Source organism: Mesorhizobium dulcispinae (genome assembly GCF_033977345.1).
Classification (GTDB): Bacteria; Pseudomonadota; Alphaproteobacteria; order Rhizobiales; family Rhizobiaceae; genus Mesorhizobium; species Mesorhizobium dulcispinae.
This window is the reverse complement of sequence record NZ_JAVIIY010000010.1, coordinates 126,712-147,011: the sequence shown is the minus strand read 5'-3', so window position 1 is coordinate 147,011 and position 20,300 is coordinate 126,712. Positions and strand designations below refer to the sequence as shown.

The window sequence follows — 20,300 nt, the reverse complement described above, 5'->3', positions numbered from 1 at the left end:
GCTCAGCGTAAACAGAATTGCTGAACCACTCTTAGCCCTTGCCGCCAGTCGCGGGCGCCAGCCATCTGGCATAGACCTCACCGACAATGCCGCGCCGGAAGATCAGCACGCAGATCATGAAGATCAGGCCTGTGGCGATGGTCACCGGGAAGCCGGAGGTGGCCAGTGTGTTTTCGAGTCCCACGACCAGGCCTGCCCCGACCACCGGGCCGACCATGGTGCCGATGCCGCCGAGCAGCGTCATCAGGATCACCTCGCCAGACATCTGCCAGGTGACGTCGGTCAGCGTCGCGAACTGGAAGACGATCGCCTTCAGCGCGCCGGCAAGGCCGGCAAGGGCTGCCGACATGACGAAGGCGGCGAGCTTGTAGCGGCCGACGGAATAGCCGAGCGAAATGGCGCGGTTCTCGTTCTCCCGTATCGAGCGCAGGATCATGCCGAAGGGTGAGTTGACGATGCGCCAGATGGCGAAGACGCCGACCAGGAAGACGGCGAGCACAAAGAAATACATGTTCATCGGCACGTTGAGGTCGAGGATGCCGAAGAGATGGCCGCGCGCAACGCCCTGGATGCCGTCCTCGCCTTCCGTGAATGGTGCCTGCACGCAGAAGAAATAAAACATCTGCGCCATCGCCAGCGTGATCATCGCGAAATAGATGCCCTGCCGGCGGATGGCGAGGAAGCCGACGACGAGCCCCATCCCCGCGGCGCCAGCGGTTCCAAGCAGGATGCCGGCTTCCGGCGGCCAGCCCCAGGCTTTCACCGCATAGGCGCAGAAATAAGCCGCGCCGCCGAAAAAGGCGGCATGGCCGAAGGAGAGCAGCCCGGTGTAGCCGAGGAGCAGGTTGAAGGCGCAGGCGAAGAGCGCGAAGCACAGCATCTTCATCACGAAGATCGGATAGATGAGGAAAGGCGCGGCGACGAGCGCCAGTATGCCCAGGGCCACAAGGCCCCTCTCCAGCCGCACGGAGGCAGCGGCGCGCTCTTCGTGCAGGGTCGCCTCGCTCATCTTAGGCGTCCCTTCCGAACAGGCCGGCGGGGCGCAGAAGCAGCACGATCGCCATGATGACGAAGACGACGAGGTTCGAGGCCTCGGGATAGAAAACCTTGGTCAGGCCTTCGGCGAGGCCGAGCATATAGCCGGTGACAATGGCGCCGAGGATCGAGCCCATGCCGCCGACCACGACGACGGCAAAGACGACGATGATGAGATCCGAGCCCATCAGCGGGCTGACCTGATAGACGGGCGCGGCGAGGATGCCGGCCAACCCGGCAAGTGCTGCACCCAGCCCGTAGGTGAGCGTGAGCAGCAACGGCACGTTGACGCCGAAGGCCTGCACCAGCTCCGGGTTTTCGGTCGCGGCGCGCAGATACGAGCCGAGCCGGGTCTTCTCGATCAAGAGCCAGGTGCCGACGCAGACGATGAGCGAGGCCACCACCACCCAGCCGCGATAATTGGGCAGGAACATGAAGCCGAGATTGGTGCCGCCGGCAAGCAGCGTCGGCACGGCGTAAGGGTTGCCGGAGACGCCGTAGTAGTAGCGGAACACGCCTTCGATAACGAGCGCCAAGCCGAAGGTGAAGAGCAGGCCGTAGAGCGGGTCGAGGCGGTAGAGCCGCGACAGCGCCACGCGCTCCACCGCCATGCCGAACAGGCCGACGGCCAAAGGCACGATGACCAGCGCCGGCCAGTAACCGATGCCGAGATGCACCAGAAGCAGATAGCCGATGAAGGCGCCGAGCATATAGAGGGCGCCATGGGCGAAATTGATGATGCGGAGCAGGCCGAAGATGACGGCCAGGCCGAGGCTCAGCATCGCATAGAAAGAGCCGTTGATCAGGCCGACAAGAAGCTGGCCGAGCAAGGCCTGGATGGGGATGCCGAAGATCATGGTCATTTGGCCATCATACCCCCAGCACCTCGTGCAGTTTGTCGGTGTGCGCGGAAAGCTGCCCCACCGGAAAACCTTCCACGACCTTGCCGTGATCCATCAGATAAAAACGGTCGGCGATGCGGGCGGCAAAGCGGAAATTCTGCTCCACCAGCAGGATGGTCATGCCGCGCTTCTTCAGCGTCGCCAGCAACTCGCCGATGCGCTGCACGATGACGGGTGCCAGCCCTTCGGTCGGCTCGTCGAGCAAAAGCATCTCGACACCGGTACGAAGAATGCGGGCGATGGCCAGCATCTGCTGCTCGCCGCCGGAGAGTTTCGTGCCCTGGCTGTTGCGCCGTTCCTTGAGGTTGGGAAAGAGCTCGAAGATCTCGTCCATGCTCATGCCGCCCTTGGCGACCACCGGCGGCAGGATCAGGTTCTCGTCGACTGTCAACGTGGCGAAGATGCCGCGCTCCTCCGGCACGAAGCCGATGCCCTGGTGCGCGACGCGGTGCAGCGGCAGGCGGATCAGGTCCTTGCCGTTGAAGGTGACGGAGCCTTTGCGCTTGCGGATCAGGCCCATGATGGCGCGCAGCGTCGTCGTCTTGCCGACACCGTTGCGGCCGAGCAGCGTCACGGTCTCGCCGCGAAAGACATCGAGATCGACGCCATGCAGCGCATGGCCCTCGCCATACCAGGCGTGGAGATCGCGCACGGCAAGCAGCGGCTCACTCATGCTCCGTCCCCATGTAAGCGACGCGCACGCGCTCGTCCTGGCTGACGGTGGCGTAATCGCCGGCGGCAAGCACCTGGCCGCGCTGCATGACGGTGATCCAGTCGCATAGGTCCGCGACGACGGTGAGGTTGTGCTCGACCATCAGCACGGCGCGGTCTTTTGCCAGCGAGCGGATGATGCCGGAGATCATGCCGACATCCTCATGCCCCATGCCGGCCATCGGCTCGTCGAGCAGCAGCACTTTCGGATCGAGCGCCAGCGTGGTGGCGATCTCCAGCACGCGCTTCCTGCCATAAGAGAGATCGCCGGCGAGACGATGCGCGGCATCGTCGAGGCCAACGATGGCAAGCAGCTCACGCGCCCGCGGCGTCAGTTGGTCCAGCGCCGAGACCGGGCGCCAGAACTGGTAGCCCAGTCCACCCGGGCGCTGGAGCGCCACGCGCACATTGTCGAGCACGCTGAGATGCGGAAAGATCGCTGATATCTGGAAGGAGCGGACGAGACCCATGCGCGCCACCCTGGCTGGCGGCGTGCGTGTGATGTCGGTGCCGAGCAATTCGATCGTGCCGCTCGTCGGCTGCAGGAATTTGGTCAACAGGTTGAAGATGGTGGTCTTGCCGGCGCCGTTCGGGCCGATGAGCGCATGGATCTTGCCGTGATGGACGTCGAGGTCGACATCCTTCACGGCGACGAAGCCGGCGAAATCGCGCCGCAGGCCACGGGCAGAAAGCACCACCCGCGGCGTGTGTTCGCTGCCGCCCCGTCGGACGGCGGTGGCGGTCTCGAGCGTCACTTTGTGACGAGCGGGCAGCCGCTGTCCTCGGCCTTCAGGAAGGCCTTGTCGCCGGGAATGGTCGCCAGATAGGTGTAGTAGTCCCAATCCTTCTTCGACTCTTCCGGCTTCTTGACCTGGTAGAGATACATGTCGTGCACCATCGAGCCGTCGGCCTGCACCTTGCCGTTGGCGGTGAAGACGTCGTTGACCGGCATCTCATGCAGTTGCTTGGTCACCGCCTCGGTTTCGTCGGTGCCGGCCTTGTCGATGGCCTTAAGATACTGCGTCACCGCCGAATAGGTGGCGGCCTGGATCATGTTCGGCATGCGGTTGGTGCGCTTGAAGTAGCGGTCGGCGAACCTGCGGCTCTCGTCGTCGCGGTCCCAGTAATAGCCTTCGGTGAGCACGACGCCCTGCGCTGCTTGCAGGCCGAGCCCGTGCACTTCGGCGAGCGTGAAGAGAAGCGCGGCCAGCCGCTGGCCGCCGGCGACGATGCCGAACTCGGCGGCCTGCTTGATCGAGTTCGAAGTGTCGAGGCCGGCATTGGCAAGGCCGATGATCTTGGCGCCGGAGGACTGCGCCTGCAGCAGGAAGGAGGAGTAGTCGGTGGAGCCCAGCGGATAGCGCACCTCGCCCAGCACCTTGCCGCCGCTGGATTCGACCAGCTTGGCGGTCTGCTCCTTCAGCGAATAGCCGAAGGCATAGTCGACGGTGAGGAAATACCAGCTGTCGCCGCCCTGCTGCTCCAGCGCCCCGCCGGTGCCGACCGCCTGGGAGTGCGTGTCATAGGCCCAGTGGAATCCATAGGGCGAGCACTGCTTGCCGGTGAGGTCGGTGGAGGCAGCGCCGGTGACGATGTCGATCTTCTTCTTTTCCTTGGAAAGCCCCTGGACGGCGAGCGCCACGGAAGATGTGGTGAGCTCCATGATCGCGTCGACCTGCTCGGTGTCGTACCACTGGCGCGCGATGTTGGAGGCGATGTCCGGCTTGTTCTGGTGGTCGGCGCTGACGATCTCGATCGGGACGCCCTGCACCTTGCCGCCGAAATCCTCGACCGCCATCTTGGCGGCCTCGACCGACCATTTGCCGCCGAAATCGGCATAGACGCCCGACTGGTCGTTGAGGATGCCGATCTTAACCTTGCCGTCGGAAATTTCGCCAGCCGCCGCCGGCATTGCGGACGCCGCAATGAGCGCGGCCGAGACGAGATAGGATGCTTTCACTGGTGGTTCCTCCCTTGTGGCCAACCAGCGGAAACGCGGCGGGCCTCGCAATGGTTCAACAGTCGGTGGGATTCGTCGGGAATACGGGCATGCGTGCCGCTCGCCTTACCTCCTCCTGCGGGAACACGCCGCCCTGTGCCTTGGGTGCACGGGCCGGGACCCTAGCACCCGCCCGGCAGACCGAGAATGCTATTTTCGTAGCATGGCGTATGGGCAGGTGGGGCGGTCGAGCCGCTCACCAAGGCAGCCTCTTGCCGTCGCGAAAAAAGCCGCCGGTCGGGCCGTCGTCCGGCAAGGTCGCGGCCCAGACGATACCGGCGGCGCCTTGCGCGACGGGGCGTCCGCCGGGACCGCCCATGTCGGTCGCGACCCAGCCGGGGCAGATCGAATTGACGAGCACGCCTGAGCCGCGCAGCTCTGCCGAAAGGATGCGGGTCAGTGCGTTGAGCGTCGCCTTGCTGGTCGAATAGGCCGGCGCGCCGGCGCCCATCGAGGCGAGCGAGCCGCCTTCCGACGAGACGTTGACCAGCCGGCCGTGGCCGCTTGCGCCGAGCAGCGGCGCGAAGGCAACCGCGACGCGCCAGGCGCCGAAGACATTGGTCTCGAAGGCCTCGCGGATCGTCGTCCAGTCGGGTTTTAGCGCCCGCGCGGAAGGGTCGTAGTGGATGGCGGCGTTGTTGACCAAAACGTCGAGCCGGCCGAAGCGGCGCTCGACTTCGGCCGCGGCGCGGGCTGCAGCATCAGGCGCGGCGACATCCAGCGCGATAGCCTCAACTTTGCCGCCAAGCGTCGTCGCCGCCGCCTCGCCCTTGGCGAGGTCGCGCGCGCCGATGAGCACGGTGAAGCCGAGTTCGGCGAGTTGGCGGGCCGTCTCCAGCCCGATACCGCGATTGCCGCCGGTGACGAGCGCCACCTTGCCCGAATGATTTTGGGTGTTGGTCATTGCTTCTGTCCTTCCGTTCCTCGTATCGGTAGCAAAGATCGCATCGATCGCACCGAATAATTAGGGTGCAGAATTGGCACTCATTGCGCGATGCAGCTCATGAATTAGTGATCTTGAGCAAATCGGATTCGCAGTCGGTCGCCGCCGCAAGAGGACGTAGGCGCATCCGGGAGCGCGGCCCCTCCTCTCCGGCACCAGCGGTCAAAATCTGATGCCTGGTACCGGAGTCATAAGCCCGCTCAGCGTGGGGAGGAACATTAGGGCCAAATGGTCCTAACGCGGTTGGAGGAACCCTCTACTGGTCGGACCGACAGCAGATTAGCGGGAGTTCTTGGACGATCCGGCCGGCACGTTCAATCGAGACCGACCCAGATGTAGCCATCCTCCTCGCGGCACGGAATGAGACGCAACGGAGCCCGGTTCTTCGAAATGTCGCCGAGGATCTCCATGCCGGCCGAAGTTCCGTCCTCATTGAGCGCCTCGCACCACTTTACGATTTCGCCTGTATCCAGATCGAATCCGCTGTGATGCCAGCGACACACCAGCGTGCCGTCCTCGTCGAAAGTGCTCGCCTGTCCTGCGTGGCCGTTGGTCCGCGAGGTACTCTCGAAGAACGGCAACTTCAAATGCGGGCAGGCATTGTTAAAGGCATGAACGCGCCCGCCCCTGCGCAAAATCACGACATAGAGCGCTTGGAACTCGATCACCTTGTAGTCGCCGTCCTTCAGTTCGCTCGTCGCGACCGTCCGGTGCCACATCTTGCCGCCCAGTTGCATGGTCTCGCGCGTGCCTTTTTCGTTCAGCCGGCGCTCGGCTTCAACCTTCAGCTTCTTTATCTCGTACAGGGAAATGCGGTCGGAGGTACCGCGCAAACGCACCCGAATGAAATCGGAAATTTCAACCTCATCCTTGACCCGTTCATAGAGCGTCTCGGAAATCAGCAGGCGGGTTCCGGCCTCCTTGTTGGCCGTTTCGACGCGGCTCGCCACATTGACCGCATCGCCTATAGCCGTCAGGCGCTCGTTGCCGGGTGATCCGACAGAGCCGATCACGGCCTCGCCCAGGTGCAACCCGATGCGAATATCGAAGTCGATGCCGTACATCGAGGCAAAAAAGGGCTTCAGCCGATCGACCGTGGCAAGGGTCTGCAGGGCCGCATTGACCGCGCGCACCGGCGCATCGTCCTGGCCCTCCACGCCAAATATCGCCATAAGCCCGTCGCCGACGAACTTGTCGATGTAGCCGTCGTTGAGCTCGATCACTTCGGCGACCTGAGTGAAATAGCGATTGAGCAGATACATGACGTCGTAAGGCGTCAACGTTTCGGAGAAGTGGGTGAACCCGGCTACGTCGCTGAAGAAAATGACGACCGACTTCAGCTCGCCCGCACTGGTGGACCTGTGCGGTAGCAACTGACTGGTCATTCGCAGGTCGGTCTCGTCGAGTACGAGCCTGCGGAATGTGATGTCGGAGGCAGGTCTGAGCTGGCATGCCAGGCGTACGTTGTTGCCAAGCCCCAACCGCTCCACGAGCGTGCGCTCCAGCGTGGTGCGCTCCGGGCAGCCGTCTGCACCGTCGAGAATCCAGATCCGGCAGGTCGAGCACTTGGCCTTACCGCCGCAAGCGCAGGCGATCGGGACATCTGCCCGGCGAGCGGCTTCAAGGACAGATTCCCCGAGCGCCGATTTGATCAATATGTCGTCGGGCAGCGATAGCAACGTCGGCATCGGAACTGATCTTCCAGTGCGAGTGGCGCCAGACGCTGGTAGTTAATAACAGGTCCTATCAGCCGGACACCGTTTTGGCCTCGTTCGGGCGACATTAGCCCAGCAATGGCCTGGATGCCATCGTCGAGTCCGATAGTCCGCCTGGGTCGGTCGAAGCCGCATTCCGCATCGGGTACCACGCGTCAGATTTGACCACTGGGCAACCCCTTCCGCGGGCGAGGAAATGCCGTACACAATCCGGAAACAAGATTCAACAATCGGGAAAAACTGGCGAAAAGACCGGCTGTCATAAGCGGCAGCGGAGCAGCCGAACGATTGCGGCGCGCGACAAAAGACATCGATCTTTAAAAAGACCCTTCTCTCTGTTCTCGGCCTGGCCGTCGCGCTCGCTTTCGCGGTGCCGGCGCTGAGCACCACCGAAGCCAACGCCGCCGCGACCACGGCTGCCGCGACCACCACGACGACGACTACGACCGCTGCTCCGGCCGCGGCCACCGAGACGGCGAAGCCCGCCGCCACGGTCGCGCATCACAAGAAGCACAAGAAGCATCGCCGCCACCACACCCGCAAGCATCACGTGAAGAAGCACGCCCGGCATCACGCCAAGAAGCACCAGGTGAAGCACCACACCAAGAAGCCCGCGCACAAGAAGCCCGCCAAGAAGCAGGCCGCATAAGGTCAGCCTCCCAACCTTCATGACCGGGTGATTTCGAACCGCTTCAACAGGGTTCGGGATCATCGCTTCCCTGAAACGCCGTCCCTCTCGGGGCGGCGTTTTTGCTACTTCTTCTGCGGGTGGATCGCCTCGCCGCGCTTCAGCATCTCGACGAAGCTCTCGATCTTCTTCTTGCGGCCGGCCTCGGTCTTCATGTTGTGGGTGCGAAAGGCGAGCGCGAAGCGGTTCTGGGCGGAGAGCTTTGCCAGCATTGCCTTCGCTTTCGGCTCGGCATCGATCGCCGCCTGCAGGTCGGGCGGGATCGCCATCTCCTTCGAGCCGCCATAGGCGCGGTCCCAGCGGCCGTCGGCCTTCGCCGCCTCGACCTGCTTGAGACCATGCTCGGTCATGCGGCCCTGCTCGACCAGGCGGGCGACATTGTCGATGTTGATCCTGCTCCAGATGCTCTTCCTTCCACGCGGCGTGTAGCGCTGCAGGAAGCTCTTCTGGTCGAGCGACTTGCGCACCGCGTCGATCCAGCCGAAGCAAAGCACCACATCGATCGCCTGCTTCGGCGTGATCGAGGCAAGCCCCGAACCGACCTTATGGACCTTGATCCAGACCTCGCTTTCGCTGGCGTGGTTCTCGGCCAGCCAGGCATAGAAGCTTGCTGCATCGGGGAATTCGTGGATCTTGTCCGGATCGACCTTGACCGGGGGCATCGTTGCTCCTCCTTGCGCAGCCACCGACGCTGCCGTATCGGACTCTCCGATAACACCATCGGTTTCTTCCGTTTCCGCTTCGCGCTCCTGCCTGCCACATCACGTCCATGCAAGGAAAGGCATGGACATGAACAATCGAAAAATCCTGATCGTTGGCGGCAGCTCGGGCATGGGGCTGGCGCTCGCCAGGCGCTGCCTCGACGAAGGTGCTGCGGTCATCATCGCCGGGCGCGGCGAAGCGAAGTTGAGCGCGGCGCGGGAACAACTCGGCCGCCCGGCCGCGCTCGAGACGGCAGCGGTCGACATCGGCCGAGAGGACGAGGTCGCGGCACTTTTCAAGCGCATCGGCCCACTCGACCACATCGTCAGCACCGCGGCCGACATCGCGGGCGCCTACCGACTGTTGCCGGAGATCGAGCTGGAGGCGGCGCAAAGAGTGGTGGAGAGCAAGTTCTATGGGCCGCTGCTTTTGGCGAAGCATGGCGCGCCAAAACTGTCGGCTGCCGGCTCGCTCACCTTCGTGTCCGGCATTGCCGCCTACCGGCCGGCGGCGCGCGGCTCGGTCGTCGCCGCGGTCAACGCGGCGCTCGAAGGGCTGGTGCGGGCCCTGGCCGTCGAGCTGGCGCCGATCCGCGTCAATGCTGTGTCGCCCGGCTGGGTCGACACGCCGATCTGGCAATTCGTCGCCGGCGATGCGAAGGACGATACACTCGCCGCCATGGCCAAACGCCTGCCGGCGGGACGGGTCGGACGGCCGGAGGATATTGCGGACGCAATCCGCTTCCTGATGGGCAACGGCTTTACGACGGGAGCGACATTGCATGTCGAGGGCGGGCACCGGCTGGTCTGACGGTTGCGAAGTTTTCGCTCGCCGAGAGCAATAACTTCAGCGCCGGCGGCTGGACGCGCCGGCGCCGCCAGATCATGACGAGATCCACCGACCGGCCAGGATCCGGCCAGGCCGCCTCCGCCACCGCGCCACGATCGAGCGCCTCGGTAACCGCGAGCCGCGGCACCAGGCCAAAGCCTGCGCCGGACGCCACAAGGCCGGCGATGGCGTCGATGCTGCCGACCTCCGCCGCGAGCTTCGGCAGGCCAAAACCCGCCTCGGCGAAAGCCCTGTCGACCATGGCGCGGTAGACGCATCCGGTCTCGGTGGCGACGAAGCGTTTTTCGGCAAGCTCGGCCAGATCGACATCCGTCCGGTTCTCGCCGGGCGGCGCGATCAGCACCAGCGGCTCGGCCCCGACGATGCGTCTGGCGAAGCGCGCGTCCGGTTCGCCTGCGCCGGACCGATCGAAGCAGAAGGCGACGTCCAGCTCGCCCTCTCCCAGCATGCGCAGCAGCGCGCCGCTGCCGGCGATCTTCAGCTTGATGTCGATATCGGGATGAACGGCCTGAAAGTCGGCGAGCCAGCCGGCAAGTCTTGCCGAAGCGATCGTCTCCAGCGCGCCGATCGACAAGCTGCCGGCGGTCTCGCTCTTGGTCGCATCGATGGCGGCTCGCGCCTCGTCCGCGAGCGCCAGCAACTCCTCGGCATAGGGTTTCAGCGCCTCGCCGGCCGGCGTCAGTTCCAGCCCCTGCCGCGAGCGTGTGAACAGGCTCGCGCCAAGCTCGGCCTCGAGCGCCTGGATCTGGTCGCTGACGCTCGACTGCGCGAGATTGACCTCTGCCGCCGCACGCGTGGCGCTGCGGGTGCGCGCGACCGTGAGGAAGGTCTTCAACAGCCTTGGATGCATGCGGCGTTACTGCAACTGCGGCTTCTTGAGGAAGGAGTTGCGGTCGGCGGATTTTACGCGCAGCCAGGTCTCACGACCGTCGCGCACCACGCGCAGCGGGATCTCGGCGCCGGCCGGGTTCTCCCAGAGCTTGCGGTAGAAGTCGGCGAGACCATCGACCTCGCCGTCGCGCACGTCGGAGATGATGTCGCCCTGGCGCAGGCCAGCCTTCGCTGCCGGACCGCCTTCGGCGACGCTCATCACCACGACCATGCCGTTCGACTCGGCCGAGAAGGCGCCGAGCCAAGGGCGCGCGGGCTTGGCCACCTGGCCGCGCTTCACAAGGTCGTCGAGGATCGGGGTCAGAAGGTCGATTGGCACGATCATGTTGATGTCGGCGACCTCGCCGGCGCGGCTCATCTGCAGGCGCAGAGAGCCTACGCCGAGCAGCTTGCCGTCACCGTCGAACAGCGCAGCACCGCCCCAGGACGGATGCGCCGGCGCGGTGAAGATCGCCTCGTCGATGAGATATTCCCAATAGCCGGCGAATTCCTGCTTGGTGACGATATGCGCGTCGACCTGCTGGCCTATGCCGTCGACAAGCGTCACGGCGTCGCCGACATTGGCCCTCCTGGCGTTGCCGAACTTCACAGCCGGCAGGTTGAGCGGCGACAGCGCCTGCACCAGGCCGAAGCCGGTCTCCTGGTCGTAGGCCAGCGCATGCGCGGCGACCACGCGGCCGTTCTGGTCGGTCAGCCATACCTCCTCGGCCTCGGTGATGAGATAGCCGATGGTGAGCACCAGCCCGTTGTCGCGGATCACCACGCCGCTGCCCTCGCGGCGCGTGCCCAGCGCATTGGCGGTGAAGGCGTCGTCCGGAACCGTAGCGCGAATGGCCACGACGGAGCGCGAGACTTTTTCGATGGTCATCGGTCGATCCTGAATTGCGGGTGTTTTTCTATAAGTATGGCCAAAGGGACGTGGTGCAAGGGCGGACTGTGCCCACCCCTTGTGGGGAGGTCGGGCTGGCACAGTCATTAGTTCAACGAAATTTGAACTTTTTTCTTTGACGCGCGCGCAACCGCACCTAAATCTTGGGCCAACGAACCCTCATCCGCCCCGCAGGAACAAGGCATCCCTAAGATGAACCAGTACACCCCGCCGAAAGTCTGGACCTGGAACAAGCCGAATGGCGGCGCCTTCGCCTCGATCAACCGGCCGGTCGCCGGGCCGACGCATGAGAAGGAACTGCCGGTCGGGAAGCATCCGCTGCAGCTCTATTCGCTGGCCACGCCCAATGGCCAGAAGGTCACGATCATGCTGGAGGAGCTTCTGGCGCGCGGCCACAAGGGCGCCGAATACGACGCCTGGCTTATCCGCATCAATGACGGCGACCAGTTCGGCTCAGGCTTTGTCGAGGTCAATCCGAACTCGAAGATCCCGGCTCTGATGGACCGCAGCGAAGCAAAGCCGGTGCGCGTGTTCGAATCCGGCTCGATCCTCACCTATCTGGCGGAAAAGTTCGGCGAATTCCTGCCGACGGAGCGTGCGGCGCGGGCGGAAACCTTCTCGTGGCTGTTCTGGCAGATGGGATCGGCGCCCTATCTCGGCGGCGGCTTCGGCCATTTCTACGCCTATGCGCCGGAAAAGATCGAATATGCCATCGACCGCTTCGCCATGGAGACCAAAAGGCAGATGGACGTGCTCGACCGGCGGCTGGCGGAAAGCGAATACCTCGCCGGCCCCGATTACACCATCGCCGACATGGCGGTCTGGCCCTGGTATGGCGGACTCGCCAAGGGCCGCAGCTACAACGACGCCGCGCAGTTCCTTTCGGTGCACGAGTACAAGCACGTGCAGCGCTGGGCCGACGCGATCGATGCTAGGCCGGCCGTCAAGCGCGGCCGCATGGTCAACCGCATCTCAGGCGACCCGGCCTACCAGCTCCACGAACGCCACGACGCCAGCGACTTTGAGACGAAGACGCGGGACAAGCTGCAAGCGGCCGAGTGAGGTAGGCGGAAGGCGTGCGAACTGCTGATCTCCCTTTAGCGGGGGGAGATTGGCTGTCGCCGACGCCCCACTACCTCCCGTACGTATACGTCACGCTCGCCTCGCCCAGCGCCTGGCTTTTCGCCGCGACCGACACCATCTCCGGCGATGGATTTTCCGGTGTGCGCAGCTTCGGCTCACCCAGCGCATAGAGCGTGAAGACATAATGGTGCGCGCCGCTGCCGGGTGGCGGACATGGGCCGAAATAGCCGGCGCGGCCGACGCCGCCCGTGCCGGACACCGTGCCCTTGGGCAGGCGCTTGCCGCCTTTGGAGCCCGCGCCTTCGGCCAGGCCCTTGGCGCTTGCCGGGATGTTCCAGGCCAGCCAATGCCAGAACCCCTTGCCGCTATTGGCATCGGGGTCGAACATGGTGAGCGCGTAGCTCTTGGTGCCGGCCGGCGGATCCTTCCAGGCAAGCGCGATCGAGACGCTCTTGCCGCCGCAGCCGGCCTTGTCGCCGAGATATTTTGCGTCCCATTTGCCGTTGGAGAGCGACGGGCTGGAGATTTCGAAGGCGGATGCCTGGGTGGCGAAGGCGGCCAGCGCAAGCATGGTAAAGCCAAGGCGCAAGATCATGGCTGCACTCCTTCTGCTTGGATTGCCCGAAGTCTATCCGAAAGGCGGGCCGGAACCGAGCAACTTTGCGTGACGGGCGGGCGAGGCGCCAAAGCTGTCGATCTCTCCCACAAGGGGGAAATTGGACGTCGCCAGCGCCTTCGCCAACTGCGCCTACTCCGCCGCCTTGCATTCCTCCAGCGGCGGCGCCACCAGCCACTCCACGGCCGCCATCCACAGCCGGTCGATGCGGGCAAGCTTGGCGCCGTCGATCTCGTCGAGATGGTTCCAGTACATCCCGTCTTGATAGAAATAACCGAATTCGCGCTCCAGCGCTTCGGCCGCCTCCACCGCCTCAATATCGATGCCGGCGCGCAATTCGGCCCGCATAGCGGCGAAGCGCGACGGCGACAGGTCCCGAACTTCCTCGAAGGTGAGTTTCGGGAAGACCAGCCGGCTGCGCGAGAGGTCCGACAGGTTGACGCAGAGCGTGCCGCGCCGCAGCGCATGGACGAGCAGCCGCGCGGACTTGGCCTCCAGGCTCTGCAGCGTGACGTCGTCGCGCAGCGGGTCGGCCCGGCCGGTGCCGTAGAAATGGCTATTGCCGGGCTGATCATAGATCATGTCGCAGCCGAGGAAAGCGAGCACATCCGAGCGCCGGCTATGGATGGTCCAGTAGGCCGCCGTCATCGACATGGTGCCGCCGGCATAGACGAAGCCGCCGAAAGCGTTTTGCGCCGGCACGTAGTCGGGGGCGCTGAAAATCTGCCGCGACGGGCCAGGCTGCGGCATGCGATCGGCCGGGAAATCGCCGGCGTGCACCAGCACGTCCCAATCGGGGCGCACGCGCCAGGCGTTGTTGATGGCAACGATGTGTGCGAAGGCATGCTTCGGCCAGGCGGCGCAGCGCATGACATCGGGGGCGCTGCCGATGAGCAGCGTCACGCGCGGCGATGCATCCATACCATCCTCTCTCGCGAACCCGGGCGACACAGGCGACACATTTGACCTTGCCGGCCCTCCGCTACAAGGGCCGACCAGCGCGCAACCTGCCCCCCAGGCCTCGAAAAAGCCCGGCGGCGCGGCCCTTCACGAATTCTTCGAATGGGGAACATCCCCCGGAATGCTTCGTTGGACACTTGATGCAATCAACGATGCAAACCGATGGAGATTTCCTCATGATGAAGAAAATCCTCGCAGCTTCCGTGCTCACCATTGCGCTCGCGACCTCGGCCGCGATGGCGCAATCGACCGGCGCAAGCGGCGGCGCCAATGCGTCGGGCAGCACAAACGGCGGCGCAACGGTGACAGGGACGGCACCGAACCCGGCAACCCCCAATACTACGGATACCACCACGACGAGTTCCACGAACAAGTCGAATGGCATGGAAGACCGTTGCAAGGACAGCGGTGGCTACGATACCGACAACAACACCCCCAGCGGCGCCATGACCTCCGATATGCAGAACTGCAACAAGTAGCGCTGCTTGGTTTGTCCCGTTCTACCGCGTCGGCCCCGCCGGCGCGGGAAGGCCCCATGAAAAAAGCCCCGCCGGTGAGGCCGTCGGGCTCTTTCGTTCGGGCCGTGAAGGTGGGACTTTCGCGGCCGGTCGATCCAGGGGGTGTTGGATCGACCGCGACCCTAGCCGAAGAACCGGCCGCGCCGATAATCACGCCTGAGCACCAACAATCACGCCTGCGCGAGAACGAGGTGATAGCCGGCGAAAGGAGGTGCGCTGGAGATTGGCGAAGGCTGACGCGACGTCTGATCTCCCCCCTTGTGGGGGAGATGGCTATCAGGCCAAGAGGGGGCGCTGTCCCGCCAGCGGCTCAGCTATTCGCAGTGAGACCCTGGAAAATCTGAAGGTATGCGGCCAATTGGTTTGGTTGAAGTTGGCGCTCTACGGCGCCCCCCTCTGTCCTGCCGGACATCTCCCCCACAAGGGGGAGATCAGCAGTTTCAGCGTTGCGCCCCTACCCCTTCAGCAGCTTCGCCAGCCGCGGCACGCCCTCGCCCACCGCGCGGTCATCGGCAAGCGTGAAGGACATGCGCAGCGTGTTGCGGCCGGTGCCGTCGGCGTAGAAGGCGTTGCCCGGCACGAAGGCGACGCGCGCCTCCTTCACCGAACGCGCTAGCAGTTCGGTGGCGTCACTGCCTTCCGGCAGCATCAGCCAGACGAACATGCCGCCGTCCGGCCGGCTCCACGAGATACCCTTCGGCATGCTTGCTTCCAGCGCGCCGATCAGCGCGTCGCGGCGCCGGCGGTAGGCGCCGATGAGCTTTTCCACCTGGCCGTCGAAGATCGTCTCGGCGACGCGGTGCATGACCATCTGGTTGATCGACGGGCTATGCAGATCGGAGGCCTGCTTCATCAGCACCAGCTTCTCCACCACATGACGCGGCGCACAGACCCAGCCGACGCGCATGCCGGGCGAGAGAATCTTCGAGAAGGAGCCGCAATAGAGCGTGCGGGCATTGTCGATGCCGCCGGCGCGCGCGCAATCGAGCGAAAGGATCGGCGGCACCGCTTCACCGTCATAGCGCAGCGCGCGGTAGGCGGCGTCCTCGATGACGGCGATGTCGAGCTCGCCGGCAAGTTCGAGCACCGCCTCGCGCTGCTTGGCATCGAGCGTATTGCCGGTCGGGTTGGCGAAGTCCGGCACCAGATAGGCGAACTTCACCTTGCCGCCATTCGCGGCGGCGGCCGAGCGATAGGCCTTCGGCGTCATGTTGCCGCCGGCCGTGTTCAGCCGGTCGTAGCGCGGCTCATAGGCGTTGAAGGCCTGCAATGCACCGAGATAGGTCGGCCAGGTCACCAGCGCGGTGTCGCCGGGCGACAGAAACAGCTTGCCGAGATAGTCGAGCGCCTGCTGCGAGCCGGAGGTGATGAAGATATTGCCCTCGTCGCACTGGACGCCGAGCTTGCCCATATAGGCGGCCAGCCATTTGCGCAGCGGCAGAAAGCCTTCGCTGACCTGGTATTGCAGGGCAGCGCCCGCTTCCGCGCCGCCGAGCACGGACTGGTAAGCATCGCCAATGGCCTCGGCCGGAAACAGCGACGGGTCCGGAATTCCCCCGGCAAAGGAGATGATGTCGGGCTGGTCGAGCAGTTTCAGGAGCTCGCGGATTTCCGAGGCCTTCATGCGCGAGGAGCGCGAGGCCAGAAGGTTCAACAGGGTCAAGGCGCACCTCCCGCAGTGCTTCGTGTCTGTGGCTTCGTCTTTAGGGCTTCAGGGCTTCGTATTTAGGTCAGCTTGGTTGACCTATTATCAGGTGATGCCGCATGCGTGAATACACAAAACGGCCATGGCGCATCGTTCAGGCGACATTTGGCCTACATATTTTCATGAATGCTAATGGAGGTGCGACGGCGATCGGGGCCTGCGACCCTCATTGCGGGATTGTCGTTATTTTAGAATAGGCGCATATTGGTATAAGCCGAAGCCATGCTCCGGTTGAACCGCCTGTTGGCCACGGTTGCCCGGGCGGTCCACGACCAGGTCAAATGTCAGTGAAGCAACAAGCACCTCGGTGCTGCTCAAACCATTGAGCAGCCCGAGACAATGATATTTGGAGGAGATTCCCATGAAGGTTACCATATTGGCAAACTACGAACCCAATGCCGCCAAAGGGCTGATGAAGGGATCGAACCGGGAAGCAGCAGTCCAGGCGCTTTTTGAAAGCGTCGGCGGCAGGATGAGCAGCCTGACATTCACGCGCGGCATGTACGATGTCGTCGTCAATGGCGAGGTGCCGGATCAGGTTGCCGGGATGGGCATGGCGCTGGCGGTCCGGGCCAGCGGTTCGGTGCGCGACCTCGTCGTCCTCGAGGAACTCAACATGAAGGCGGTGATCGAGGCCGCCAACAAGGCTGCCGGCGTCTATAAGCCCGCCGGCTGACCTGCCTCCGGTCAGGCAGCACGGCTCGATTGAACCTGCCCGTGCTGCCTTCCGAATCCCGAAACGAAAGACAGACCGGGTCCACTCGCTGCCACCGTTGATGAAGCGAGCCCGTTTTCGTGCCACAATCGCTCTCCTTCGGGCAGGGTAGCGGAATGGCGGCACAGGCGGACGCGGCGAGAGGAACTGCCCTGTGAAGGTTCTTGTCCGGCTCGCGGCATGGATCGGAGTGACCGCCTGCGCACTCGTCGCCTGCCTGTGGTGGCTGGCGCGGCCTGCGATGCCCGACGCCTTCTACACCAGCCAGCCCGACTCAATCCCGCCGCCCGGGACGCTGATCGCCAGCGAGCCGTTTACCCGCGACGTTCCAGAGGGTGCGCGGGCGTGGCTGGTGCTTTACGCGACCACGCGCGGCGACGATTCGCCGACGGTGGCGAGCGCGATCGTCATGGCGTCGAGGGGCCCGAGCGCCGCAAGCCGCCCGATCGTCGCCTGGGCGCATGGCACGACCGGCATCGAACCCGGCTGCGCGCCCTCGGTGTTGAGGCATCCCTTTGCCAATGTCCCTGCGCTGCACGCCCCGCTCGAGCAAGGTTGGGTCTATGTGGCGACCGACTATGTCGGTCTCGGCACGTCCGGGGACCGCCACGCCTATATGATCGGCGAGGATGCCGCGCGGGCCATGCTCGATTCCGTGCGCGCCGCGCGCCAGATCAGCGGCCTGAGAGCCAATGGCAAGGTAGTCGTCTGGGGCCATTCGCAAGGCGGCAACAGCGCGCTCTGGGCCGGCATGCGCGCCATGGGGTATGCGCCGGACCTCGACATTGCCGGCGTCGCGGCGCTCGCGCCGGCAACCGATCTTCGCGCCCTGTTCCAGGCCGTGCAGGATACGATCCTTGGCAAGATCGTATCGTCCTATCTCGCTGAGGCCTACGCCGAGGCCTACCCGGACGTGCAGCTCGGTGACTATCTCGGTCCTGTATCGAGGATACTTGCCCGCGACATGGCCGGCCGCTGCGTCGGCGGCAGGGCCACCTTGTTCTCGATCGCCGAGGCAGCCCTTGTTCCCGGCGGCATCTTCACCCGCGACCCGGCCTCAGGGCCGCTCGGCGCAAGACTGGACGAGAACATGCCCGGCGCGCCTATCAATGCGCCGGTCTTGATCGCGCAAGGCGCCGACGACGATCTCGTCCCGGCCCGCATTCAGCGGGACTATGTCGGCAAGCGATGCTCGGAAGGACAGCCGATCGACTTCCGGCAGTACAAAGGTCTCGACCACCTTTCGCTGGTGACGGGCGGCTCGCCGCTCGAAGCCGAATTGGTGGCCTGGACGCGGGACCGGCTAAGCGGCAAGGCCGCAACGCCAAATTGCGGCCGGTAGGCGGCAGTCACCAAGGCTAGAATGGCAATCGAATCTCGTCGACCTGGCTCGACTGCGGCCAGCCGATGTCCTTACGGATCTCCGGCGGCAGTTCGTTCAGCTCGCGCGTCGTCCTGCGGCGCTTGCTCGCCTGCGCAAAGGCGGCGCGGATTCGGTTAAGGCTCTTAAACATCGGGACCTCCTCAAAGCAGCGGCAGAAAGATCGGTGCTGCCCGCTCACCAGGGCGCCGCTTTTCAGATGCGTCTGTAACCAGCCGATTGCGCGCGAACGGTGAAATGCTTCACGAAGCCGGCGCGGCCTGAAACATTTGTGTGCAAATTAGTTTATTCGGCCATGCGAAGGTTGGGGGGCGTACTCGATCGAAAACTTGACGGTTTCTCTGACCTCGCGATCCCGCTGCCGTTTCAACGTGCCGCCCAATTGCCTTTCAGCCCGGTCGGCCCGGCCTCCCTCACAATGACCTCGCGGTGCGGATAAGGGATGCCTATGCCGTTCTTCTTGAACGTGTCCCACAACGCCAGCAGCACCCTGCCACGCACATTGGTCAGGCCCTGCTGCGGATCGCGGATCCAGAAGCGCAGGACGAAGTCGAGCGAGGAATCGCCGAACCCGGTCAGCCAGCAGACCGGCCGCCGGTCGGCTTCGACCCGGCCGACGCTGATCGCGGCCTCTATCGCCAGTTCGGCGACCTTGTGCGGGTCGGCCTCGTAGGAGACGCCAAAGTCCACGTCGAGCCGCACAAGATTGTCGCTGAACGACCAGTTGATGACCCTTTGGGTGATGAAGTCTTCGTTTGGTATGAGATATTCGCGGCCGTCGCGCGTCACCACCGAGACAAAGCGCGCCCGCAATTCACGTATCCAGCCGAACGTGCCTTCGAGCGAGATGGTGTCGCCCGGCTTGATCGACTTGTCGAGCAGGATGATGATGCCGGAGACGAAATTCGAAACGACCTTCTGCAGCCCGAAGGCCAGACCGACGCCGATGGCGCCGGAAAAGACCGTCAGCGCCGTCAGGTCGACGCCGACGGCCGAAAGGGCGAAGGCGCCGGTTACCAGGACAAGGCCGATCTTTGCCACCTTGCCGACGAGGACGCGGATCGAGGGTGTCAGCTCCTCGGAGATGCGGACGCGCTCATCGATATAATTGCCGACGACCACCGCAAGCCAGACCGTCGCGACCAGCAGCAGCACCGCCTTGAGCAGCAGCAGGGCCGAAAAATGGACCGCGCCTAACGAGATCGCGAGGCTGTCGAGGAAGGTTTCAGTCTCCTCACTGATGCCCAAGATGACAAGCGCCGCATAGATCCAGATCAGCCAGCCGAGAAGCCGGGCGACAAGGCGATTATGGATGATGCGTGACAGCACCGACGCCACCAGCCATGCAAGCGACAGCGAAAGCACGATGTGGAGGAGATGGGTACGGCTTGGCCAGGTGAAGGCACGCAAGACGCTGAGTGCTGCAAACAGGAAGAGCGCGAAGAGGATCCAATCGGTGCGCCGCAACAGGGCTATCACGACTCTCAGCAGTCCGGGATGGCCCTTGATCCGGCGCGCTTGGTCCTCCGCGAGCGGCTCGACACGCCGCGCCGCAAGCTTGGCCGCGAGGATCAGCGTGACGATGATGGCGGCCTGATAGAGAAACCACGGGTTTGCGGCATAGTCGAACCATCCGCTGGCCCAGGCCAGCGCTCGATCGATGGCGTCGCGAACGTCCATTGCCACACGACCATCATAGATGGGCTAGCAACCGCAAGCCGCCGTTGCGGGGCCCATATCAGGGCGCATATTTATGCCGCTTTAGGGGCCGGCTCGCCGACGTTTACCCGACGTATCCTGCTTTTGATCCTCTTCGTCGATCTCGCCCATCGCCTTTTCCCAAAAGCGCAAGTCGGCGCCCTCGGGCTTTCCTTCCTTTTCCCAAAGCTCATAGGCACGCTTGCGGATGCGCTCTTCCCTGGTCTCGTCTGCCATTGGTTCCTCCCGATCTCGATTCCACCAAGAGGAACGTCGGTGCCGGCTAAACGATCCATGAGG

Annotated in this window: 22 protein-coding genes; 6 read left to right on the top strand and 16 right to left on the bottom strand. The window is 64.2% G+C overall.

Annotated features, from left to right (window positions below; genetic code table 11):
• Positions 1–31 precede the first annotated feature (31 nt).
• The 7 genes from RFN30_RS21640 to RFN30_RS21610 form a co-directional block, all read right to left on the bottom strand.
• Entirely contained in the window at positions 32–1,009 is a 978-nt protein-coding gene (locus tag RFN30_RS21640; protein WP_320264119.1) for a branched-chain amino acid ABC transporter permease, read from the bottom strand.
• A gap of 1 nt (position 1,010) precedes the next feature.
• A complete protein-coding gene (locus tag RFN30_RS21635; protein WP_320264118.1) occupies positions 1,011–1,898 on the bottom strand; it encodes a branched-chain amino acid ABC transporter permease in 888 nt (295 codons plus the stop codon).
• Positions 1,899–1,905: 7 nt separating this feature from the next.
• A complete protein-coding gene (locus tag RFN30_RS21630; RefSeq protein ID WP_320264117.1) occupies positions 1,906–2,610 on the bottom strand; it encodes an ABC transporter ATP-binding protein in 705 nt (234 codons plus the stop codon).
• Positions 2,603–3,403 carry an ABC transporter ATP-binding protein gene (locus RFN30_RS21625; protein ID WP_320264116.1) on the bottom strand — a complete coding sequence of 267 codons (801 nt, stop codon included), beginning with the start codon at positions 3,401–3,403 and terminating at the stop codon, positions 2,603–2,605. Before RFN30_RS21625 ends, RFN30_RS21630 begins: the two co-directional genes overlap by 8 nt.
• Positions 3,400–4,608, bottom strand: a complete 1,209-nt coding sequence (locus RFN30_RS21620) for an ABC transporter substrate-binding protein (protein ID WP_320264115.1) — start codon at positions 4,606–4,608, stop codon at positions 3,400–3,402. Before RFN30_RS21620 ends, RFN30_RS21625 begins: the two co-directional genes overlap by 4 nt.
• A gap of 235 nt (positions 4,609–4,843) precedes the next feature.
• Positions 4,844–5,551, bottom strand: a complete 708-nt coding sequence (locus RFN30_RS21615; protein ID WP_320264114.1) for an SDR family NAD(P)-dependent oxidoreductase — start codon at positions 5,549–5,551, stop codon at positions 4,844–4,846.
• A 353-nt stretch (positions 5,552–5,904) separates the two neighbouring features.
• The gene (locus tag RFN30_RS21610; RefSeq protein ID WP_320264113.1) at positions 5,905–7,278 is read right to left on the bottom strand and encodes an adenylate/guanylate cyclase domain-containing protein; all 1,374 of its coding nucleotides are present in this window, start codon (positions 7,276–7,278) and stop codon (positions 5,905–5,907) included.
• 397 nt (positions 7,279–7,675) lie between these two features.
• Here RFN30_RS21610 and RFN30_RS21605 point away from each other — a divergent pair, with 397 nt between their 5' ends.
• A complete protein-coding gene (locus tag RFN30_RS21605; RefSeq protein WP_320264112.1) occupies positions 7,676–7,954 on the top strand; it encodes a hypothetical protein in 279 nt (92 codons plus the stop codon).
• Between the two features lie 104 nt (positions 7,955–8,058).
• Here RFN30_RS21605 and RFN30_RS21600 read toward each other — a convergent pair whose 3' ends face one another.
• Positions 8,059–8,655, bottom strand: coding sequence for a YdeI/OmpD-associated family protein (locus RFN30_RS21600; RefSeq protein WP_320264111.1), 597 nt, complete (start codon positions 8,653–8,655; stop codon positions 8,059–8,061).
• Between the two features lie 121 nt (positions 8,656–8,776).
• Between RFN30_RS21600 and RFN30_RS21595 the strand changes: the two genes are divergently transcribed.
• Positions 8,777–9,505 (top strand): SDR family oxidoreductase, encoded by a 729-nt coding sequence (locus RFN30_RS21595; RefSeq protein WP_320264110.1) that lies wholly within the window; start codon positions 8,777–8,779, stop codon positions 9,503–9,505.
• Here RFN30_RS21595 and RFN30_RS21590 read toward each other — a convergent pair.
• A complete protein-coding gene (locus RFN30_RS21590) occupies positions 9,456–10,394 on the bottom strand; it encodes a LysR family transcriptional regulator (protein ID WP_320264109.1) in 939 nt (312 codons plus the stop codon). The two genes, RFN30_RS21595 and RFN30_RS21590, sit on opposite strands and share 50 nt — an antisense overlap.
• Positions 10,395–10,400: 6 nt before the next feature.
• Positions 10,401–11,303 (bottom strand): S1C family serine protease, encoded by a 903-nt coding sequence (locus RFN30_RS21585; protein WP_320264108.1) that lies wholly within the window; start codon positions 11,301–11,303, stop codon positions 10,401–10,403.
• A 213-nt stretch (positions 11,304–11,516) separates the two neighbouring features.
• Here RFN30_RS21585 and yghU point away from each other — a divergent pair, with 213 nt between their 5' ends.
• Complete coding sequence (gene yghU, locus RFN30_RS21580) at positions 11,517–12,386, top strand: glutathione-dependent disulfide-bond oxidoreductase (protein WP_320264107.1); 870 nt, start codon at positions 11,517–11,519, stop codon at positions 12,384–12,386.
• 70 nt (positions 12,387–12,456) lie between these two features.
• On the opposite strand, the gene RFN30_RS21575 is transcribed toward yghU, so the two are convergent.
• Together RFN30_RS21575 and RFN30_RS21570 are read right to left on the bottom strand one after the other, a co-directional pair.
• Positions 12,457–13,002, bottom strand: a complete 546-nt coding sequence (locus RFN30_RS21575) for a YbhB/YbcL family Raf kinase inhibitor-like protein (protein ID WP_320264106.1) — start codon at positions 13,000–13,002, stop codon at positions 12,457–12,459.
• A 153-nt stretch (positions 13,003–13,155) separates the two neighbouring features.
• Complete coding sequence (locus RFN30_RS21570) at positions 13,156–13,944, bottom strand: hypothetical protein (RefSeq protein WP_320264105.1); 789 nt, start codon at positions 13,942–13,944, stop codon at positions 13,156–13,158.
• A gap of 215 nt (positions 13,945–14,159) precedes the next feature.
• Between RFN30_RS21570 and RFN30_RS21565 the strand changes: the two genes are divergently transcribed.
• The gene (locus tag RFN30_RS21565; protein ID WP_320264104.1) at positions 14,160–14,462 is read left to right on the top strand and encodes a hypothetical protein; all 303 of its coding nucleotides are present in this window, start codon (positions 14,160–14,162) and stop codon (positions 14,460–14,462) included.
• Between the two features lie 493 nt (positions 14,463–14,955).
• On the opposite strand, the gene RFN30_RS21560 is transcribed toward RFN30_RS21565, so the two are convergent.
• The gene (locus tag RFN30_RS21560; protein ID WP_320264244.1) at positions 14,956–16,125 is read right to left on the bottom strand and encodes an aminotransferase-like domain-containing protein; all 1,170 of its coding nucleotides are present in this window, start codon (positions 16,123–16,125) and stop codon (positions 14,956–14,958) included.
• 442 nt (positions 16,126–16,567) lie between these two features.
• On the opposite strand from RFN30_RS21560, the gene RFN30_RS21555 reads away from it, so the two are divergent.
• A complete protein-coding gene (locus RFN30_RS21555; protein WP_320264103.1) occupies positions 16,568–16,882 on the top strand; it encodes a GYD domain-containing protein in 315 nt (104 codons plus the stop codon).
• A 193-nt stretch (positions 16,883–17,075) separates the two neighbouring features.
• The gene (locus RFN30_RS21550) at positions 17,076–18,263 is read left to right on the top strand and encodes an alpha/beta fold hydrolase (RefSeq protein WP_320264102.1); all 1,188 of its coding nucleotides are present in this window, start codon (positions 17,076–17,078) and stop codon (positions 18,261–18,263) included.
• A 16-nt stretch (positions 18,264–18,279) separates the two neighbouring features.
• Here the strand turns inward: RFN30_RS21550 and RFN30_RS21545 are convergent, their stop codons facing one another.
• The 3 genes from RFN30_RS21545 to RFN30_RS21535 all read right to left on the bottom strand — a co-directional run bounded on the left by RFN30_RS21545 (position 18,280) and on the right by RFN30_RS21535 (position 20,237).
• Positions 18,280–18,435, bottom strand: a complete 156-nt coding sequence (locus tag RFN30_RS21545; RefSeq protein WP_320264101.1) for a DUF1127 domain-containing protein — start codon at positions 18,433–18,435, stop codon at positions 18,280–18,282.
• A gap of 233 nt (positions 18,436–18,668) precedes the next feature.
• Entirely contained in the window at positions 18,669–19,982 is a 1,314-nt protein-coding gene (locus RFN30_RS21540) for a mechanosensitive ion channel family protein (RefSeq protein ID WP_320264243.1), read from the bottom strand.
• An 81-nt stretch (positions 19,983–20,063) separates the two neighbouring features.
• A complete protein-coding gene (locus RFN30_RS21535) occupies positions 20,064–20,237 on the bottom strand; it encodes a DUF2934 domain-containing protein (RefSeq protein ID WP_320264100.1) in 174 nt (57 codons plus the stop codon).
• Positions 20,238–20,300: the final 63 nt, after the last annotated feature.